Below are 14,455 nucleotides of genomic sequence, written 5' to 3'. Positions count from 1 at the left end.
CTCCCCTCCTAAATAAATCTCATTCCAAAATAAAGTATCGCTCCTGCAAAAAGTATGGCATCTATTTTATCAAGAATTCCACCGTGTTCTGGGAAAATAAAGCTTGAATCCTTAACTCCAGCATCTCTTTTAAACATGGACTCTACAAGGTCACCAAATATTGAGATAAAACCAATCAGTAATCCAGCTACAGCAAGACTTAAAAAAGTTTTGTTAATTAAGATATAGCCTAAAATTATAGATGCCAGACTGCCTCCAAGTAGTGAACCATAAGCTCCAGCCCATGTTTTTTTGGGACTTACCTCAGGATAGAGTTTACGATTTCCCAGACCTTTGCCTATATAATAAGCAAAAGAGTCCGCTGCCCAGACCACACCATAAAGATAGATTATCCACTGCCATCCATGTTCTCTTAAAAACCACTGAAAAGAAATTAGAGTTGGAATATATAGAAGTCCTGTAATTAAGGGAGAGATTTCCTGTAGAGACCCTTGAGGATCTTTTTTTGACAATAATCGTATAACTGTGATTGCTATAAAAGTTAAGGCGTAATAGTGTAATGCATATTGAAAATTGAAGCAGTTTAACAGGAAAATAATCAGTGAAATAATAACACCTAAAGCAATCCAGAAAGAGGAAGTTCTATACATTTTTAGAAACTCCCACATTCCAATAATATTTACAACTGCTAAAAGACCAAGAAAGCAATATGGTGGAAGTTTAATGATAAATAAAACTAAAATTGGCAAAGCAACAACTGCAACAAGAAGTCTTTTTTTATGTCCTTGTAAACTCACTGACTTTTCCAAATCTCCTTTGTCTTTTTTGAAAATCAAGAATTGCTTCTGTAAACTCTTCTTCAGTAAAATCTGGCCATAGAGTTTGGCTGAAATAAAACTCTGAGTATGCAGATTGCCATACAAGAAAATTACTGATTCTTTGTTCACCTGAAGTTCTAATTATAAGGTCAGGTTCAGGAATTCCTGCTGTATCAAGCATGGAAGAAAAAAAATCTTCATCAACTTTTTCAGGGACTGTATTGTTTATAATAATTTTTTTAACAGCTCTTATAATCTCATCCCTGCCTCCGTAGCTAATTGCAAACTGCGCAATCAGTTCTTTACATTCACTGGTTGCTGATTCTGTCTCTTCTATTACATTGAGAATATTTTTTGGAATCATGTCACGATTTCCTATCATTTTAAATCTAACTCCTTGGGATATAAATGTTTGAGTTTCTTTCCTTAAATGATTTTGAAGTAAATCCATTATAATTTCAACTTCTTTTTTGGGCCTTTGCCAGTTTTCAATTGAAAATGCATAGAAAGTAAGAACATCTATATTTAATCTAATAGCAGAGCGGATAATTTCTTTTACTTTTTCTACTCCTCTTTTATGCCCTTCATATCTTGGTAGTCCTCGCAACTGCGCCCATCTTCCATTTCCATCCATTATTATTCCAACATGTTTTATAAATCTGCTCATTTTTAATACTTAAAAGAAAGGATATGCAGAATTGTTTCAAAGGGACTTTCTCCCTGAAGAATTCTTTTAGGATTAAAGCCAAAAGGAGGCTTCACCAGAACAAATAGTTTATCTGATGATACAGCATAGTCAAGTATCTCGCCTGACATCTCGTCTGTTATATCTGTTTGTTCTATTCCTATTCCTGTCCACTGAAGTAACTGAAGTTTAGAACTTCTATATCCGAAAGTTGAGGCATTTACAAAACCTAAAAGAGGTTTCTTCTCAATAACAATTACTCCATTGCTTAATGGCTTAATTCTACTTTGAACCTTCCATTTTCCAAGACTTAACATGGCTATTCCCGTTTGTTTTTCATACTGAAGTCCGAATCCCATTGGTTCTTGTGAACGCCAAAGCGGGATTCCTTTGTTGTTGTATACTGCAAGTGAGCCATCATCTTCCCATTTAAAAGTAGTATCTCCAAATATGTAAAAATCATAAATATTTGCCTTTACAGGCAGTTTAAGAATGCTATTTTTTTGATATGTTGATTTTTGTGGCAGTATATAAAAAATTTCACCATTAAATCCCTCAGAGGGAGAATAAGCCTGTGCAATAAGACTACCATCATAAATTCTTAAAAATATATCATTTATTCTTGAGATTTCAACAAATCCATCTCCAACCCATTTAATTATTGATGAGACAACTCTATCATCTTTTTTGATTGTTACTATTATTTCATCTTTACCATCTTTATCAATATCCCCTGTATCAAACCATAATATATCTCCACCTATGGGTATTAGGTAGTTGCTTTTGAGTTTTAGATCTACATCTATAAGATATAGACTTATTTCATTATCAGATGCTATTAAAATTTGATTTTGACTGATACCATCAAAATTTCCTGTTGCAACTCTATTAACTCCTCTTGATAATCTAAATGAAAGAAGAGTATGACCTTCAGGAACTATCAATGAAGCATATTTTTTCCTTAATTCATTGATGGCTACAGCAGAAAGTTCGGTTTCTGATCTGGACAGAAGTTTTTTATCCTTTATCCAGTAAAGTTCTTGAGTAAGTTTGATATTTCCATTTTGTTTTGATTGTTTAAGCAGCAGAACAACATCAGCATTTTGCGGTTCTTTTAAAAGATTGTCTACTTCATTTATATTTACAGGAGCATTTATAAGTTCAAATCTTTCTGTATTTTTTAGTTCTCTGTAATAACCTTCACCAACTGCCCATTCTGTATTTCCTTGAGCATATAAAATTTTGATTTTTGATTTAGGAATTTTAAATAAAAGAGAGTTTTCTTTTGGTAAATTAATATTTCCTTCTATGATTATAGCTTTGGAAGAGTTTTCTTCAACGCTTACAACCTCTGCAGAGCCAATTATTTTTTCAGATTTACCTATAATCTGCCTTGTAACAGGATGAATTAAAGGCATGGTTTCTTCAAAAAGAACTACCCTTTGTCCCTTTTTTATTCCATCTTTAGCTCCTTTATCAAAAGTTAATTCATTATTTTCTAATTTAATAACCTTGCCAGTAATTATAGGGAAATATGATAAAAGACTTTCTTTAAAGTTTTGAAAATAATCAACCTGAGCATAACCTTGTTTTGTTAGCAAGATGAAAAGAAAAAGAAATAAAAATATTGAACACTTTTTAAAGTAATGCATTTTAAAGTTTATACTAAATACCTTTTTGAAGTCAAAAATTTTAATGATTAGTAAAGAATGCTATATTTCATCTACTGCCCCTTCAATCCAGTTTCTTTATCCAGAGTATTATCTAAGAGGTTTTTTATGGTATATTTAAACAGAGATGAAAAAATTCATATTAATTTTTGCTGCTATAGTTGTTATCGCAATTTTACTTATAACTCTTGATTATATGGATAAAGAATCTCAAATAAAAGTAAGGGTCTCAATGGAAGGCTCTTTTTTTAAAGATGCAGAATTTATTCAAAAAAAGGATGGGCAGGTGAAGCTACAACTTTCCTCAAAAGAAGCTTTTATGAGCGATGATGGAAAATTAATGGATATGAAATATCTCACTATGTTTTTTCCTGAAAAGGAATTTACTGTAAAGTCTCAAAGAGGATTTTACTATCCTGAATCAGGTGATCTCATTTTGACTGATGGAATTGAAGGGCTTTCAAAGGATTATAGAGTTTATGGCACAGAAGCATACTGGAGTGCAAAGGACAAGACCCTTTATTCAGAGAAACCCCTTAAAGTTGTAAGTAGTAAATTTTCTATAGAAGGAAGTTCTGGTAAAGCCAGTGCAGATTTGATAGAATTAAAGAAAGGGGTGGTAGCAATTGTCTATTCCAAGAAGTAGTCTTATAGCTATATTAATTTTTCTTCTTTTTATTAATCCAGTTCTTGCTGAAGAGAAAAAGGAAATGCCTCAACCTATAATAATAACTTCAAAAACTCTTATTAATGACAGCAAAGCAAAGACAGCGACATTTGAAGGAGATGTTGTGGCTAAAAGAGGAGAAGTTACTTTATATGCTGCCAAAATGATTGTATATTATGAAGATGAACAAAAAGGCGGTAATATAAAAATGATAGAAGCAATAGGAAATGTAAAGCTTGTAAAAGGAGATAGAGTTATAACATCCCATAAAGCAACATACTATCCTGAACCAGAGGAACGAGTAATTTTCACAGGAGAACCCAGGGCAACAGAAGGGAAAAATCTTGTTACAGGAGAAAAAATAACATATTTTATGAAAGATGACAGGTCATTGGTAGAAAAAAGTAAAGTTTACTTGAAAGAGAAAAAATCAGAAAAATGAGCAATACTCTGAAAGTTGAAAAATTAAAAAAGAGCTTTGGTAAAAAGGAAGCGGTTAAAGGTGTCAGCTTTAAAGTAGAAAGTGGAGAAGTTGTTGGTTTATTAGGACCTAATGGTGCAGGAAAAACAACAACATTTTACATGATAACAGGAATAATAAAGCCTGATAATGGAAACATTTTTCTTGATGATAAAAATATTTCATCAATGCCAATTTATGAGAGAGCAAAACTCGGATTAGGCTATCTTCCACAGGAACCCTCTATATTTAGAAAACTAACAGTTAGGGATAATTTAAAAGCTGTTCTTGAAATCAAATATGAAAATGATAAAGATGCTTTAGCTAAGATTGATGAAGAAGTTAATGATATTCTTAAAGAATTTAATCTGTTAGAGTTTGCGGACAGAGAAGGTTACAAGCTTTCAGGTGGAGAAAGAAGAAGGGCTGAGATTGCAAGGGCGATATCATTAAAACCGATTTTTATGCTTTTTGATGAGCCTTTTGCAGGCATAGACCCTTTGGCTGTGGTTGAATTAAAAAAAACAATAAAGCACCTTAAAGACAAAGGAATTGGAGTAATAATAACAGATCATAATGTAAGAGAAACTCTTTCCATAACAGATAGAGCTTTTATAATCCACAATGGTAAGCTACTTGCTGAAGGCTCTCCAGATACTCTTGTTAATGATCCTGTTGTAAGAGAAGCTTATCTTGGAGAGGAGTTTAAACTATAATGGGACTTGAACAAAGAACTGATTTAAGACTTACTCAAAAACTGGCACTTACACCCCAGCTTCAACTTCAACTCAAGCTTCTTCAGTTACCACAGCTTGAGCTGAGTCAATATATTCAGCTTGAGTTAATGGAAAATCCAATACTTGAACTGGATGAAGAAACTGAAAATATTCAGGAAAATGAAGTTTCTTCTGAAGAATATGAAGAACCTGTAGCTGTTGATAAGCTGGAAAAAATAATGATAGATGAGTATTTTGCTGAAAGGGCAGATGATGGCAGAGATCTTGGCTATTTTAATCCTGGCGTAGAAGAAAAGCCATCTTTTGAACTTTTTTACTCCACAACTACTGACTTATGGGAACATCTATTGTGGCAATTAAGATTAAGTAAAGCTCCAGATAAAATAAGAGCAGTTGCTGAAGTGGTTATAGGAAATATTGATGAGGATGGGTATCTTAAGGCTACAGAAGAAGAAATAGCAAAAATGTCAGATACAGACAATGAAACTGTTAAACAGGCAATTGCTCTTGTTCAGGAATTTGATCCGGCGGGAGTTGCAGCAAGGGATATTAAAGAATGTTTAATCCTACAGATTAAAGCACTGGGACTGGGAGATACTCTGGTTCAATCTTTTATTGAAGAACATCTTGAAGATATAAAAAAGAAAAAATATGAAAATATCGCAAAAAGATTTGGCATTTCAATTGATGAAGTTATTAAGTCTGTAAAAATTATAGAGAAACTTGAACCAAGACCGGGGAGAAACTTTTCTAAAACACAGGTTAATATTCCAGTGCCTGATGTGTATGTAACTAAAGTTGAAGGTGAATATCAGATTATATTGAATGACGAAGGCATTCCAAAGCTGAGATTAAGCAAAATTTATAGAGAGCTTTTTACAGAAAAAAATCTGCCTGTTCAGGAAAAAAAGTATTTAAGAGAAAAGTTTAAAAATGCTGTAGAACTGTTAAGGAGTATAGAACAGAGAAATAAAACAATTTACAGAGTAACCGAAAGTTTGGTTAAATTCCAAAAAGAGTTTTTTGATAAAGGAGTGAGTTATTTAAAGCCTCTTAACTTAAAAGATATAGCACAGGACCTTGGGCTCCATGAAAGCACAATAAGTAGAGTAACTTCCAATAAGTATCTTGCTTGTGAACATGGCTTATTCAATTTTAGATTTTTTTTCAGTAATGCTCTATCATCTAACCATGGCGGCATTTCTACTACACTTGTCAAAGATTTAATTCAAAAGATTATAAATGAAGAAAACCATATAAATCCTTTGTCTGACAAGGAAATTTCAGATATGCTTAAAAAACAAGGTATAGATATTGCACGACGAACTGTTGCAAAATATAGAGAAGAACTCAAAATACCACCCAAGCCTTTAAGAAAACTAAAAAATTATTAAGGAGGAAAGATATGAAAATAACCATCAGAGGAAAGAACATTGACGTGACAGAAGCATTGAAGCAGTATATTGAAAAGAGAGTAACTAAATTTGAAAGATTTTTAACTGACACATCTGAGGCTATTGTAACAATAAGTACTGAAAAATTTACGCATAAAATAGATGTTCTTCTAAAGGTGGATGGACATTTAATTCAAGCTGAAGGGAAGACTGAAGACCTTTATTCAGCAGTTGACCAAGTTGTAGAGAAACTTGAAAAGCAGGTATTAAAATATAAAGAAAAAGTCCAGAATAAGAATAAAAAAGAAACAATTAAATACCCATCCGCATTGTCCGAAGAAGTAGAGACTGCTAAGAGAATTGTTAAATATAAAAAATTTGATTTAAGACCAATGTCTCCTGAGGAAGCAGTAGACCAATTAGAACTTCTGGATAAAGATTTCTTTATCTTTATTAATTCATTCAGCGGAGATGTTAATGTTATATATAAAAGAAAAGATGGCAATTTTGGTTTAATTGAACCTGCCAGATAACCTTTAATTGCTTTGAATTTTGACAAATTCATAGTAATAGTAACAGGACTTTCAGGAGGAGGCAAGACAGTTACGCTCCGAACCTTAGAGGATATTGGTTTTTTCTGTGTTGATAACTTGCCGCCTCCTATTGTATTAGAATTTCTGGGGATGTTGAATGAATATAGTAGTTTTAAAAATATTGCAATTGGAATTGATATCAGAGTCCAGCAATTCTTGGAAAAAGCAACAGAACTTATCAAAAGAATAAAAGATATTTATAAAATAGAAGTTTTATTTCTTGAGGCTGATGATGATACGATTCTCTTGAGATATAAAGAAACAAGAAGACCTCATCCCCTTTCAACTCATTATAACGATTTACATAAGGCAATCAAACAGGAAAAAGCTTTGTTATATCCTCTTAGATGTTTGTCAGACAGAAGAATTGATACATCAAATTTAAATCCTCATGAACTAAAATTCTTAATTCGCTCAATGTATGGAGCAGAAAAGATATCACCTTCAATAACTATTATTTCTTTTGGCTACAAAAAAGGTATTCCTGCCAATGCTGACTTAATATTTGACGCAAGATTTTTACCCAATCCATATTTTATCCCTTCTTTAACAGACCTTAATGGCAAAGATAAGCCAGTAAAAGATTTTGTATTAAAACAAAATGAAACAATTGAGTTTTTGACATATATCAAGAATTTTTTGAGTTTTGCGGTTTCAGGTTATAAAAGAGAAGGAAGAGCTTATGTAACAATAGCTATTGGATGCACTGGAGGAAGACACAGATCAGTGGTCTTAGTAGAAGAAATAGCAGATTACTTGAGAAGCCTTTCTCTTAATCCAGTTGTTATTCATAGGGATTTATAAGTAAATTTTAAGAAAACCATAAAAATTTAAAATCGCAAAATTTCTTGACAAAATAGACTCTGTATGGTATTCTTTTTTGCAGTTGTTTTTTAATCTCATAAAAATCTAACAGAAAGAAGGTGGGGTATGTTAGAGTTCAACAATTGGTTTTTTGTATTAATGGTTCAATTTTTTATTTTAATGTTTATTCTTAATGCTATTCTGTTTAAACCCTTGATGGAGCTTTTCAGGCAGAGAGAACAAACAATTAAAGGCGCTCTTGAAGAAGCTCAACTTATGAACGAGAAGAAAGAAAAAGCAATTGCTCAGATGAATGCAGATTTAGCTCAAGCAAAAGCTCAGGCAAAGCAGATTATTAATGCCTTAAGGGAGGAAGGGCTTGCTTATCAGAGAGAGGTTGTTTCTAATGCTGAAAAAGAAGCTGTTCAGATGATTGAAAAAGCCAGGGCAGAAGTTAAAGCAGAAACAGACAAAATCAGAAATATGCTTAGACAAGAAGTTGAAAGGCTCTCTGAAGAAATTGTTAATAAACTGGTAAAGGCTTAAATGGAGGGGACATGAAAGGGAAAATGCTTTTAATATTCATGATGATAGTAATGATTGCATCTTCAGCAATGGCAGCAGAAGCAGAACATGCAGGAGGCGACTTAAAAGAGTGGGCATTTAAGGTAATCAACTTTGCTATACTGGTTTTTATAATTGTTAAATTTTTAGGCAAACCTATCAAAAATTATTTTGCACAGAGAAAAGAGTTAATTGAAAAGAGCATTCGTGAGTCACAGGAAGCTAAGGAACTTGCTCAAAAAGCACTTCAAGAGGTAGAAGAAAAGCTTAAATTAAAAGATAAAGAAGTGCAAGATATTTTAGATACAGCTAAGAAGATTGGTGAGCAGGAAAAAATACAGATTGTTCAAGAGAGTGAAAAATTAAAAGAGAAAATTCTTGAGCAGGCAAAGACAAACATAGAGTTTGAAGTGAAGATGGCTAAGGATGCTTTGAGGCTTGAGGCTGCTGAGCTTGCAATTCAGTTAAGTGAGCAGAAATTAAAGGAGAAAATAACTCCTGAAGAGCAGGAAAAGCTTCTTCAGGAATCAATAAAAATAATAGAGGGGCGGAAAAATTGAGAAAGGTAAGAGGTGCAAAGGCAAAAAAATATGCTAAACAATTTTTAAGCCTGGTGAATATTGACCAGGTACCAGAAATTGTCTCTAAGTTGGAAACAGTTGTAATGCTTATGCAGAAGGAAAAGCAGTTCAGGAATATGCTTACTTCACCTTCTTTTAAGGACGAAGAGAGAGTTGGAGTCATTGGTTATCTTTGTGAAAAATTAGGGCTTCCAGAAGAAACAAAGAAATTCCTAAACTTTCTTAGTATTGAAGGGGTGCTGATAGGTTTGGGTGAGATTGTAAGATACATTAATGCGCTCTATCTGGAAGCTAAGAAGAAGGTTAAGGGGATTGTAACCTCAGCAGTAGAACTTCCCGAAAATATCAAGCAAAAGATTGTTGAATCACTTAAGGCAATTACAGGCAGAGATGTGGAATTGCAATATGAGATTGATCCTTCATTAATAGGTGGAGTAAGAGTTAAAGTTGGAAGCACAATGTATGATTTGAGTATAAAAGGCCAGTTGGGTCTTTTAAGAGATAAGCTTATAAAGGGGTGAAAAACTATGGAACTTAAGATGGAAGAAATTAGCGAGTACCTTAAAAAGCAGATTGCTGACTTTGAGAAGAAAGCTGATGTCAGCGAAGTGGGAATAGTTACCTCTATCGGTGACGGAGTTGCGAGAATCTATGGATTAGATAACTGCATGGCCTCTGAAATGTTAGAGCTTCCAAATGGTGTTTATGGAATGGCTCTTAACCTTGAAGAGGACAATGTAGGTGCTATTCTTTTTGGTGATGATAGGCTTGTTAAAGAGGGAGACCTTGTTAAGAGAACTGGAAGAGTTATGGAAACACCTGTTGGAGAGGAACTCATTGGAAGAGTAGTTAATGCAATCGGTATTCCAATTGATGGTAAAGGTCCAATTAATGCAAAGACTTCAAGAAAGGTTGACGTTATTGCTCCAGGAATTATTAAACGTCAGCCTGTTAAAGAACCTCTTCAAACAGGTCTTAAGGCAATAGATGCAATGATTCCTATAGGTAGAGGACAGAGAGAGCTTGTTATTGGTGACCGTCAAACAGGTAAAACAGCTATTTTGCTTGACACGATAATAAATCAAAAAGGTCAGAACTGTATATGTATATATGTTGCCTGCGGTCAGAGACGTCAGAGCGTAGTTCAGGTTGTTGAAACTCTGAAAAAATATGGTGCAATGGACCACACAATAGTTGTTGCAGCAACCGCTTCTGAGCCTGCATCCATGCAGTATCTTGCTCCTTATGTTGGCTGCGCAATGGGTGAATATTTCAGAGATAAAGGAATGCATGCATTGGTATGTTATGATGACCTTACAAAACAGGCTTATGCTTATAGACAGGTTTCATTGATTTTAAGAAGACCACCAGGAAGAGAAGCTTATCCTGGTGACGTTTTCTATCTCCACTCAAGATTGCTTGAAAGAGCAGCAAAACTCTCAGATGCAGAGGGTGGAGGTTCACTTACTGCATTGCCTGTTATTGAAACCCAGGCAGGTGACGTTTCTGGATATATTCCAACAAACGTTATTTCCATTACAGATGGTCAGATATATCTTGAGCCAGAGCTTTTCTATGCAGGTGTTCGTCCTGCTATTAACGTCGGTCTTTCAGTTAGCCGTGTCGGTGGAGCAGCACAGATCAAAGCAATGAAACAAGTTGCGGGTATGCTAAGACTTGACCTTGCACAATACAGAGAGCTTGCAGCATTTGCTCAGTTTGCTGCAGACCTTGATAAAACAACAAGAGCACTTCTTGAAAGAGGGCAGAGAATGGTTGAACTGCTTAAGCAGGATCAATATGTTCCAATGCCTGTAGAAGACCAGATAATGCTTATATTTGCTGGAACTCAAGGACATCTTGATGATCTACCAGTTTCTGCTATTAAAGCTTTTGAACAGGGATTCTTAAGCTTCATTAGAAGCCAGAAAGAAGACATTAGAAAGGAAATCAGGGAAAAGAAAGAACTTGATGATACATTGAAACAGAAAATTACTGATGCTATCTTAGAGTTTAAGAAGACTTTTCAGCCTTAATAATAAAATCTGAAGGTAGAGGAGCAGTTAAATGCCAACATTAAGAGATATAAGGAAAAAAATAAAAGCAATACAGGGAACAAAAAAGATTACCTCTGCCATGAAGATGGTGGCAGCAGCCAAGCTCCGTAAAGTTCAGGATAGCATGCTGAGGTATAGACCTTATGCTACCAAAATGCAACAGGTTTTATCAGATCTGGCTGGAGCAGTTGAGACAAGAGGTGATGTTCCGCCATTGCTTTTAAGAAGACCTATAAAGAATGTAGAAGTACTGGTTATTACATCTGACAAAGGACTTTGTGGAGCTTTTAATACAAATATATTGAGAGTTGCAGCAAAAGAAATAGACCGTCTAAAAAAAGAAGGCTTAAATGTTACAATTTCAGTTGTTGGCAGAAAAGCAAGAGATTATTTTAAAAGAAGAGAAATTCCGTTAAAAAATATATGGACAGGAATTTCAGGAAAACTTCAATATGCTCATGCTCAGATGATAACACAGGAAATGATTAACTCATATGTAAGTGAAGCTGTGGATGAGGTAGTAGTTATCTATAATGAATTTAAGTCTGTAATAGCTCAAAGGGTTGTAATTAATAGAATTCTACCGGTGGGAAGAATAGCTTCTGAGCCTTCGGAACAGCCAGTATTTATTCCATTTACATATGAGCCGAGAGCACCTGAATTGTTTGCAATGCTTCTTCCAATTTATATAGAAATCCAGATTTATAGAGCACTCTTGGAATCGCAAGCAGCGGAAGAAGCAGCAAGAATGACTGCAATGGACAATGCAACAAAGAACTGTGACGAGTTGATAAAAAAGACCACTTTAATAGCCAACAAGGTCAGACAGGCATCAATTACAAAAGAGCTTATGGATATAGTTGGTGGTGTAGAAGCTTTAAAACAAAGTGAAGGATAAAAATTTTAAAAAAGAATAAAAGGAGGTTTAAAAATTATGAACGTAGGTAAAGTAGTACAGGTTATCGGAACAGTTGTTGACTGCGAGTTTGAAGGGCAACTACCGGAAGTTTTGAATGCTCTGAAAATAGAGGAACCTGGCGATCCTGCTAAGGGTATTCCAGAGCTTCATTTAACACTGGAAGTTGCAATGCATCTTGGAGAAAATAGAGTTAGAACAATTGCTATGGGTTCAACAGATGGACTTGTCAGAGGAATGAAAGTAGTTGATACAGGTGCGCCAATTACAGTTCCTGTTGGTAAACCTGTTCTTGGAAGGATTATAAATGTTATTGGTGAACCTGTTGATGAAATGGGACCAATTCAGGCACAGGATAAATATCCAATTCATATATCAGCTCCTGAATTTACCGAACAATCCCCAACTACCCAGCAGTTTGAGACAGGTGTTAAAGTTTTTGACCTTCTTGTCCCCTTTGTTAGAGGTGGAAAAATGGGAATGTTCGGTGGAGCAGGCGTTGGTAAGACGGTTATTATTATGGAAATGATTCACAACATCGCTATGAAGCATGGTGGTGTTTCTGTTTTCGCAGGTGTTGGAGAAAGAACCCGTGAAGGAAATGACCTTTATCTTGAAATGAAGCATTCTGGAGTTTTGCCACAGGTTGCGCTTGTTTATGGACAGATGAATGAGCCACCTGGTGTTAGGGCAAGAATTGCTCTTACAGCTTTGACAGTTGCAGAATACTTCAGAGATCAAGGACAGGACGTTCTCATATTCATAGATAACATCTTTAGATACACCCTTGCTGGTAGCGAAGTTTCCGCACTTCTTGGAAGAATGCCGTCTGCAGTTGGTTATCAGCCAACGCTTTCAACAGAAATGGGTGCTTTGCAGGAAAGAATAACCACAACAGCAAAAGGCTCTATTACATCCATGCAGGCAATTTACGTTCCTGCAGATGACTTAACAGACCCTGCAGTTGCAGCAGTTTTTGCTCACCTTGACGGTACAGTCGTTCTTTCCCGTCAGATTGCAGAGCTTGGTATTTATCCTGCTGTTGACCCGCTTGATTCTACAAGCCGAATTCTTGATCCAAGAGTAGTTGGTGACGAGCATTATCAGGTTGCAAGAGGTGTTCAGTCAGTACTCCAGAGATACAAAGAGTTGCAAGACATTATAGCAATTCTCGGTATAGAAGAGCTTTCAGAAGATGATAAGCTCACTGTTGCAAGAGCAAGAAAGCTTCAGAGATTTCTAAGCCAGCCATTCCATGTTGCAGAAACATTTACAGGAACTCCCGGAAAATATGTAAAACTTGAAGATACAATAAAAGGATTCAAAGCAATTCTTGATGGAAAATATGATGACCTGCCAGAGCAGGCATTCTACATGGTTGGACCAATTGAGGAAGTTGAGGAGAAAGCTAAGAAGATGGGATACACAAGACAGGTTTAATTAAAAGGAGTGGAGAATGGAAAACAAATTGAAGTTAGAAGTTATAACTCCCTATGGAGAAGTAATAAACGAAGAAGTTGATGAGGTTTATACTACAGGCGCGGAAGGAGATTTTGGAGTATTTCCAGGGCATTGTGCCTTTATGACAGCTATAAGAATTGGTTCTCTTTCATATAAAAAAGATGGGCAGATGCATTATCTTTTTGTTAATAGAGGATACTGCGAAGTGCTAAATGATAGAGTTCTGGTATTGGTTGGAAGTGCTGAGAGAGTTGAAGAGATTGATGTAGAAAGAGCAAAAGCAGCTTTAGCACGTGCAGAGGAAAGACTTCGTAAGGCTCAGGCTGGTGAGACAGATATTGATCTTGCCAGGGCACAAGCAGCTTTGGAAAGAGCAACAATAAGAATTCAGCTTGCTACAAAACTTATACCAAGATAACAGCATATACTAAATAAGTAAAAGGGAGAGCAACAACCTCTCCCTTTTACTTATAGACCATTCAAAAATTCAAAAACCTAAATTTAGAAAATCAATAGATTATAGAATCGATACGCTTCAATCACTAAAGGTTATTCCGATGGGTCTCAATAACCCTGACGAATTTGATCCGAAAGGGTCATCCTGTAAGCCGAGGTTTCCTTTTTCTTTTGTTATTCCGAGCACTTTCAATGGGTATGAAGAATCTCTCTTTGGTTCAATAAAAAAATGGAGTAGATTCCTTGTCGCTCGTGCTCCTAGGAATGTTGCCTACGTCGTCACTCTGAGGGACAATGTCCTGGAGGGTCTCCTCCGTAAAAAAGAGGAGATTTCTCCTATCTTCGTAAAGTTTTGCTGAATTTTGTAAAGGTATAAAAAAACGGGAGGGACTGCCCTCCCGCTTTTTTATTATCCGTGGGATGCTGGAAAGAAAGTGTAGCTTACCCAGACAAGAATAAAAAGTAAACCTATACCAAGTCCTATGCTCCAGATTATAAGCTTCTTTTCAATAGGAAGCAAAGGCTCATACTCTGCCTCCATTTTTTCAAGTTCTTCTTTGAGTTTTGCTTCATCTACCATAGTATACCTCCT

Annotated in this window: 17 protein-coding genes; 13 read left to right on the top strand and 4 right to left on the bottom strand. The window is 35.3% G+C overall.

Annotation, left to right across the window (positions count from 1 at the left end; all coding sequences use genetic code 11):
* Positions 1-8: 8 nt before the first annotated feature.
* From FLY87_RS03100 to FLY87_RS03090, 3 genes are read right to left on the bottom strand one after another with little or no spacing between them, the layout of a single operon-like run.
* A complete protein-coding gene (locus FLY87_RS03100) occupies positions 9-797 on the bottom strand; it encodes a phosphatidate cytidylyltransferase (protein ID WP_141266282.1) in 789 nt (262 codons plus the stop codon).
* A complete protein-coding gene (locus FLY87_RS03095) occupies positions 778-1,485 on the bottom strand; it encodes an isoprenyl transferase (RefSeq protein WP_141266281.1) in 708 nt (235 codons plus the stop codon). The genes FLY87_RS03100 and FLY87_RS03095 overlap by 20 nt, the downstream gene beginning before the upstream one ends.
* Positions 1,486-1,487: 2 nt before the next feature.
* The gene (locus tag FLY87_RS03090) at positions 1,488-3,155 is read right to left on the bottom strand and encodes a VCBS repeat-containing protein (protein ID WP_012545024.1); all 1,668 of its coding nucleotides are present in this window, start codon (positions 3,153-3,155) and stop codon (positions 1,488-1,490) included.
* A gap of 145 nt (positions 3,156-3,300) precedes the next feature.
* On the opposite strand from FLY87_RS03090, the gene lptC reads away from it, so the two are divergent.
* The 13 genes from lptC (at position 3,301) to FLY87_RS03025 (ending at position 13,825) form a co-directional block, all read left to right on the top strand.
* Positions 3,301-3,819 carry an LPS export ABC transporter periplasmic protein LptC gene (gene lptC / locus FLY87_RS03085; RefSeq protein WP_012546228.1) on the top strand — a complete coding sequence of 173 codons (519 nt, stop codon included), beginning with the start codon at positions 3,301-3,303 and terminating at the stop codon, positions 3,817-3,819.
* Positions 3,800-4,282 carry a lipopolysaccharide transport periplasmic protein LptA gene (gene lptA, locus FLY87_RS03080; RefSeq protein ID WP_012545095.1) on the top strand — a complete coding sequence of 161 codons (483 nt, stop codon included), beginning with the start codon at positions 3,800-3,802 and terminating at the stop codon, positions 4,280-4,282. The genes lptC and lptA overlap by 20 nt, the downstream gene beginning before the upstream one ends.
* Positions 4,279-5,016 carry an LPS export ABC transporter ATP-binding protein gene (lptB, locus tag FLY87_RS03075; RefSeq protein ID WP_012546539.1) on the top strand — a complete coding sequence of 246 codons (738 nt, stop codon included), beginning with the start codon at positions 4,279-4,281 and terminating at the stop codon, positions 5,014-5,016. Before lptA ends, lptB begins: the two co-directional genes overlap by 4 nt.
* On the top strand, positions 5,016-6,431 hold the full coding sequence (gene rpoN, locus FLY87_RS03070) for an RNA polymerase factor sigma-54 (RefSeq protein ID WP_141266280.1): 1,416 nt from the start codon (positions 5,016-5,018) through the stop codon (positions 6,429-6,431). The genes lptB and rpoN overlap by 1 nt, the downstream gene beginning before the upstream one ends.
* 11 nt (positions 6,432-6,442) lie before the next feature.
* Positions 6,443-6,964 carry a ribosome hibernation-promoting factor, HPF/YfiA family gene (hpf, locus tag FLY87_RS03065; protein WP_012546709.1) on the top strand — a complete coding sequence of 174 codons (522 nt, stop codon included), beginning with the start codon at positions 6,443-6,445 and terminating at the stop codon, positions 6,962-6,964.
* 12 nt (positions 6,965-6,976) lie between these two features.
* Positions 6,977-7,828, top strand: coding sequence for an RNase adapter RapZ (rapZ, locus tag FLY87_RS03060; protein ID WP_051345812.1), 852 nt, complete (start codon positions 6,977-6,979; stop codon positions 7,826-7,828).
* A 126-nt stretch (positions 7,829-7,954) separates the two neighbouring features.
* The gene (atpF, locus tag FLY87_RS03055) at positions 7,955-8,374 is read left to right on the top strand and encodes a F0F1 ATP synthase subunit B (protein ID WP_028842221.1); all 420 of its coding nucleotides are present in this window, start codon (positions 7,955-7,957) and stop codon (positions 8,372-8,374) included.
* 11 nt (positions 8,375-8,385) lie between these two features.
* Positions 8,386-8,952, top strand: coding sequence for a F0F1 ATP synthase subunit B (gene atpF, locus FLY87_RS03050; RefSeq protein ID WP_028842222.1), 567 nt, complete (start codon positions 8,386-8,388; stop codon positions 8,950-8,952).
* The gene (gene atpH, locus FLY87_RS03045; protein WP_012546284.1) at positions 8,949-9,494 is read left to right on the top strand and encodes an ATP synthase F1 subunit delta; all 546 of its coding nucleotides are present in this window, start codon (positions 8,949-8,951) and stop codon (positions 9,492-9,494) included. Before atpF (FLY87_RS03050) ends, atpH begins: the two co-directional genes overlap by 4 nt.
* A gap of 6 nt (positions 9,495-9,500) precedes the next feature.
* On the top strand, positions 9,501-11,009 hold the full coding sequence (atpA, locus tag FLY87_RS03040; protein WP_028842223.1) for a F0F1 ATP synthase subunit alpha: 1,509 nt from the start codon (positions 9,501-9,503) through the stop codon (positions 11,007-11,009).
* Between the two features lie 31 nt (positions 11,010-11,040).
* A complete protein-coding gene (gene atpG / locus FLY87_RS03035) occupies positions 11,041-11,928 on the top strand; it encodes an ATP synthase F1 subunit gamma (protein WP_012544924.1) in 888 nt (295 codons plus the stop codon).
* 36 nt (positions 11,929-11,964) lie between these two features.
* A complete protein-coding gene (gene atpD / locus FLY87_RS03030; RefSeq protein WP_012546293.1) occupies positions 11,965-13,386 on the top strand; it encodes a F0F1 ATP synthase subunit beta in 1,422 nt (473 codons plus the stop codon).
* 16 nt (positions 13,387-13,402) lie between these two features.
* Positions 13,403-13,825, top strand: a complete 423-nt coding sequence (locus FLY87_RS03025) for a F0F1 ATP synthase subunit epsilon (RefSeq protein ID WP_012545870.1) — start codon at positions 13,403-13,405, stop codon at positions 13,823-13,825.
* A 447-nt stretch (positions 13,826-14,272) separates the two neighbouring features.
* Here the strand turns inward: FLY87_RS03025 and FLY87_RS03020 are convergent, their stop codons facing one another.
* Positions 14,273-14,443, bottom strand: a complete 171-nt coding sequence (locus FLY87_RS03020) for a hypothetical protein (RefSeq protein ID WP_141266279.1) — start codon at positions 14,441-14,443, stop codon at positions 14,273-14,275.
* Between the last annotated feature and the right edge of the window lie 12 nt (positions 14,444-14,455).

It is taken from the genome of Thermodesulfovibrio sp. Kuro-1 (genome assembly GCF_006538445.1).
GTDB classification, from domain to species: domain Bacteria; phylum Nitrospirota; class Thermodesulfovibrionia; order Thermodesulfovibrionales; family Thermodesulfovibrionaceae; genus Thermodesulfovibrio; species Thermodesulfovibrio yellowstonii.
The sequence above is the reverse complement of the archived record's forward strand: the minus strand, read 5'-3'. Positions and strand labels throughout refer to the sequence as shown.

Bases quoted from the DNA above. Each gene is read 5' to 3' on its own strand.
- atpD (WP_012546293.1), top strand. From the start codon at position 11,965: ATGAACGTAGGTAAAGTAGTACAGGTTATCGGAACAGTTGTTGACTGC.
- atpG (WP_012544924.1), top strand. From the start codon at position 11,041: ATGCCAACATTAAGAGATATAAGGAAAAAAATAAAAGCAATACAGGGA.
- atpF (WP_028842221.1), top strand. From the start codon at position 7,955: ATGTTAGAGTTCAACAATTGGTTTTTTGTATTAATGGTTCAATTTTTT.
- FLY87_RS03090 (WP_012545024.1), bottom strand. From the start codon at position 3,155: ATGCATTACTTTAAAAAGTGTTCAATATTTTTATTTCTTTTTCTTTTC.
- lptC (WP_012546228.1), top strand. From the start codon at position 3,301: ATGAAAAAATTCATATTAATTTTTGCTGCTATAGTTGTTATCGCAATT.
- FLY87_RS03025 (WP_012545870.1), top strand. From the start codon at position 13,403: ATGGAAAACAAATTGAAGTTAGAAGTTATAACTCCCTATGGAGAAGTA.
- atpF (WP_028842222.1), top strand. From the start codon at position 8,386: ATGAAAGGGAAAATGCTTTTAATATTCATGATGATAGTAATGATTGCA.
- rpoN (WP_141266280.1), top strand. From the start codon at position 5,016: ATGGGACTTGAACAAAGAACTGATTTAAGACTTACTCAAAAACTGGCA.
- hpf (WP_012546709.1), top strand. From the start codon at position 6,443: ATGAAAATAACCATCAGAGGAAAGAACATTGACGTGACAGAAGCATTG.
- FLY87_RS03020 (WP_141266279.1), bottom strand. From the start codon at position 14,443: ATGGTAGATGAAGCAAAACTCAAAGAAGAACTTGAAAAAATGGAGGCA.
- FLY87_RS03095 (WP_141266281.1), bottom strand. From the start codon at position 1,485: ATGAGCAGATTTATAAAACATGTTGGAATAATAATGGATGGAAATGGA.
- lptB (WP_012546539.1), top strand. From the start codon at position 4,279: ATGAGCAATACTCTGAAAGTTGAAAAATTAAAAAAGAGCTTTGGTAAA.
- atpA (WP_028842223.1), top strand. From the start codon at position 9,501: ATGGAACTTAAGATGGAAGAAATTAGCGAGTACCTTAAAAAGCAGATT.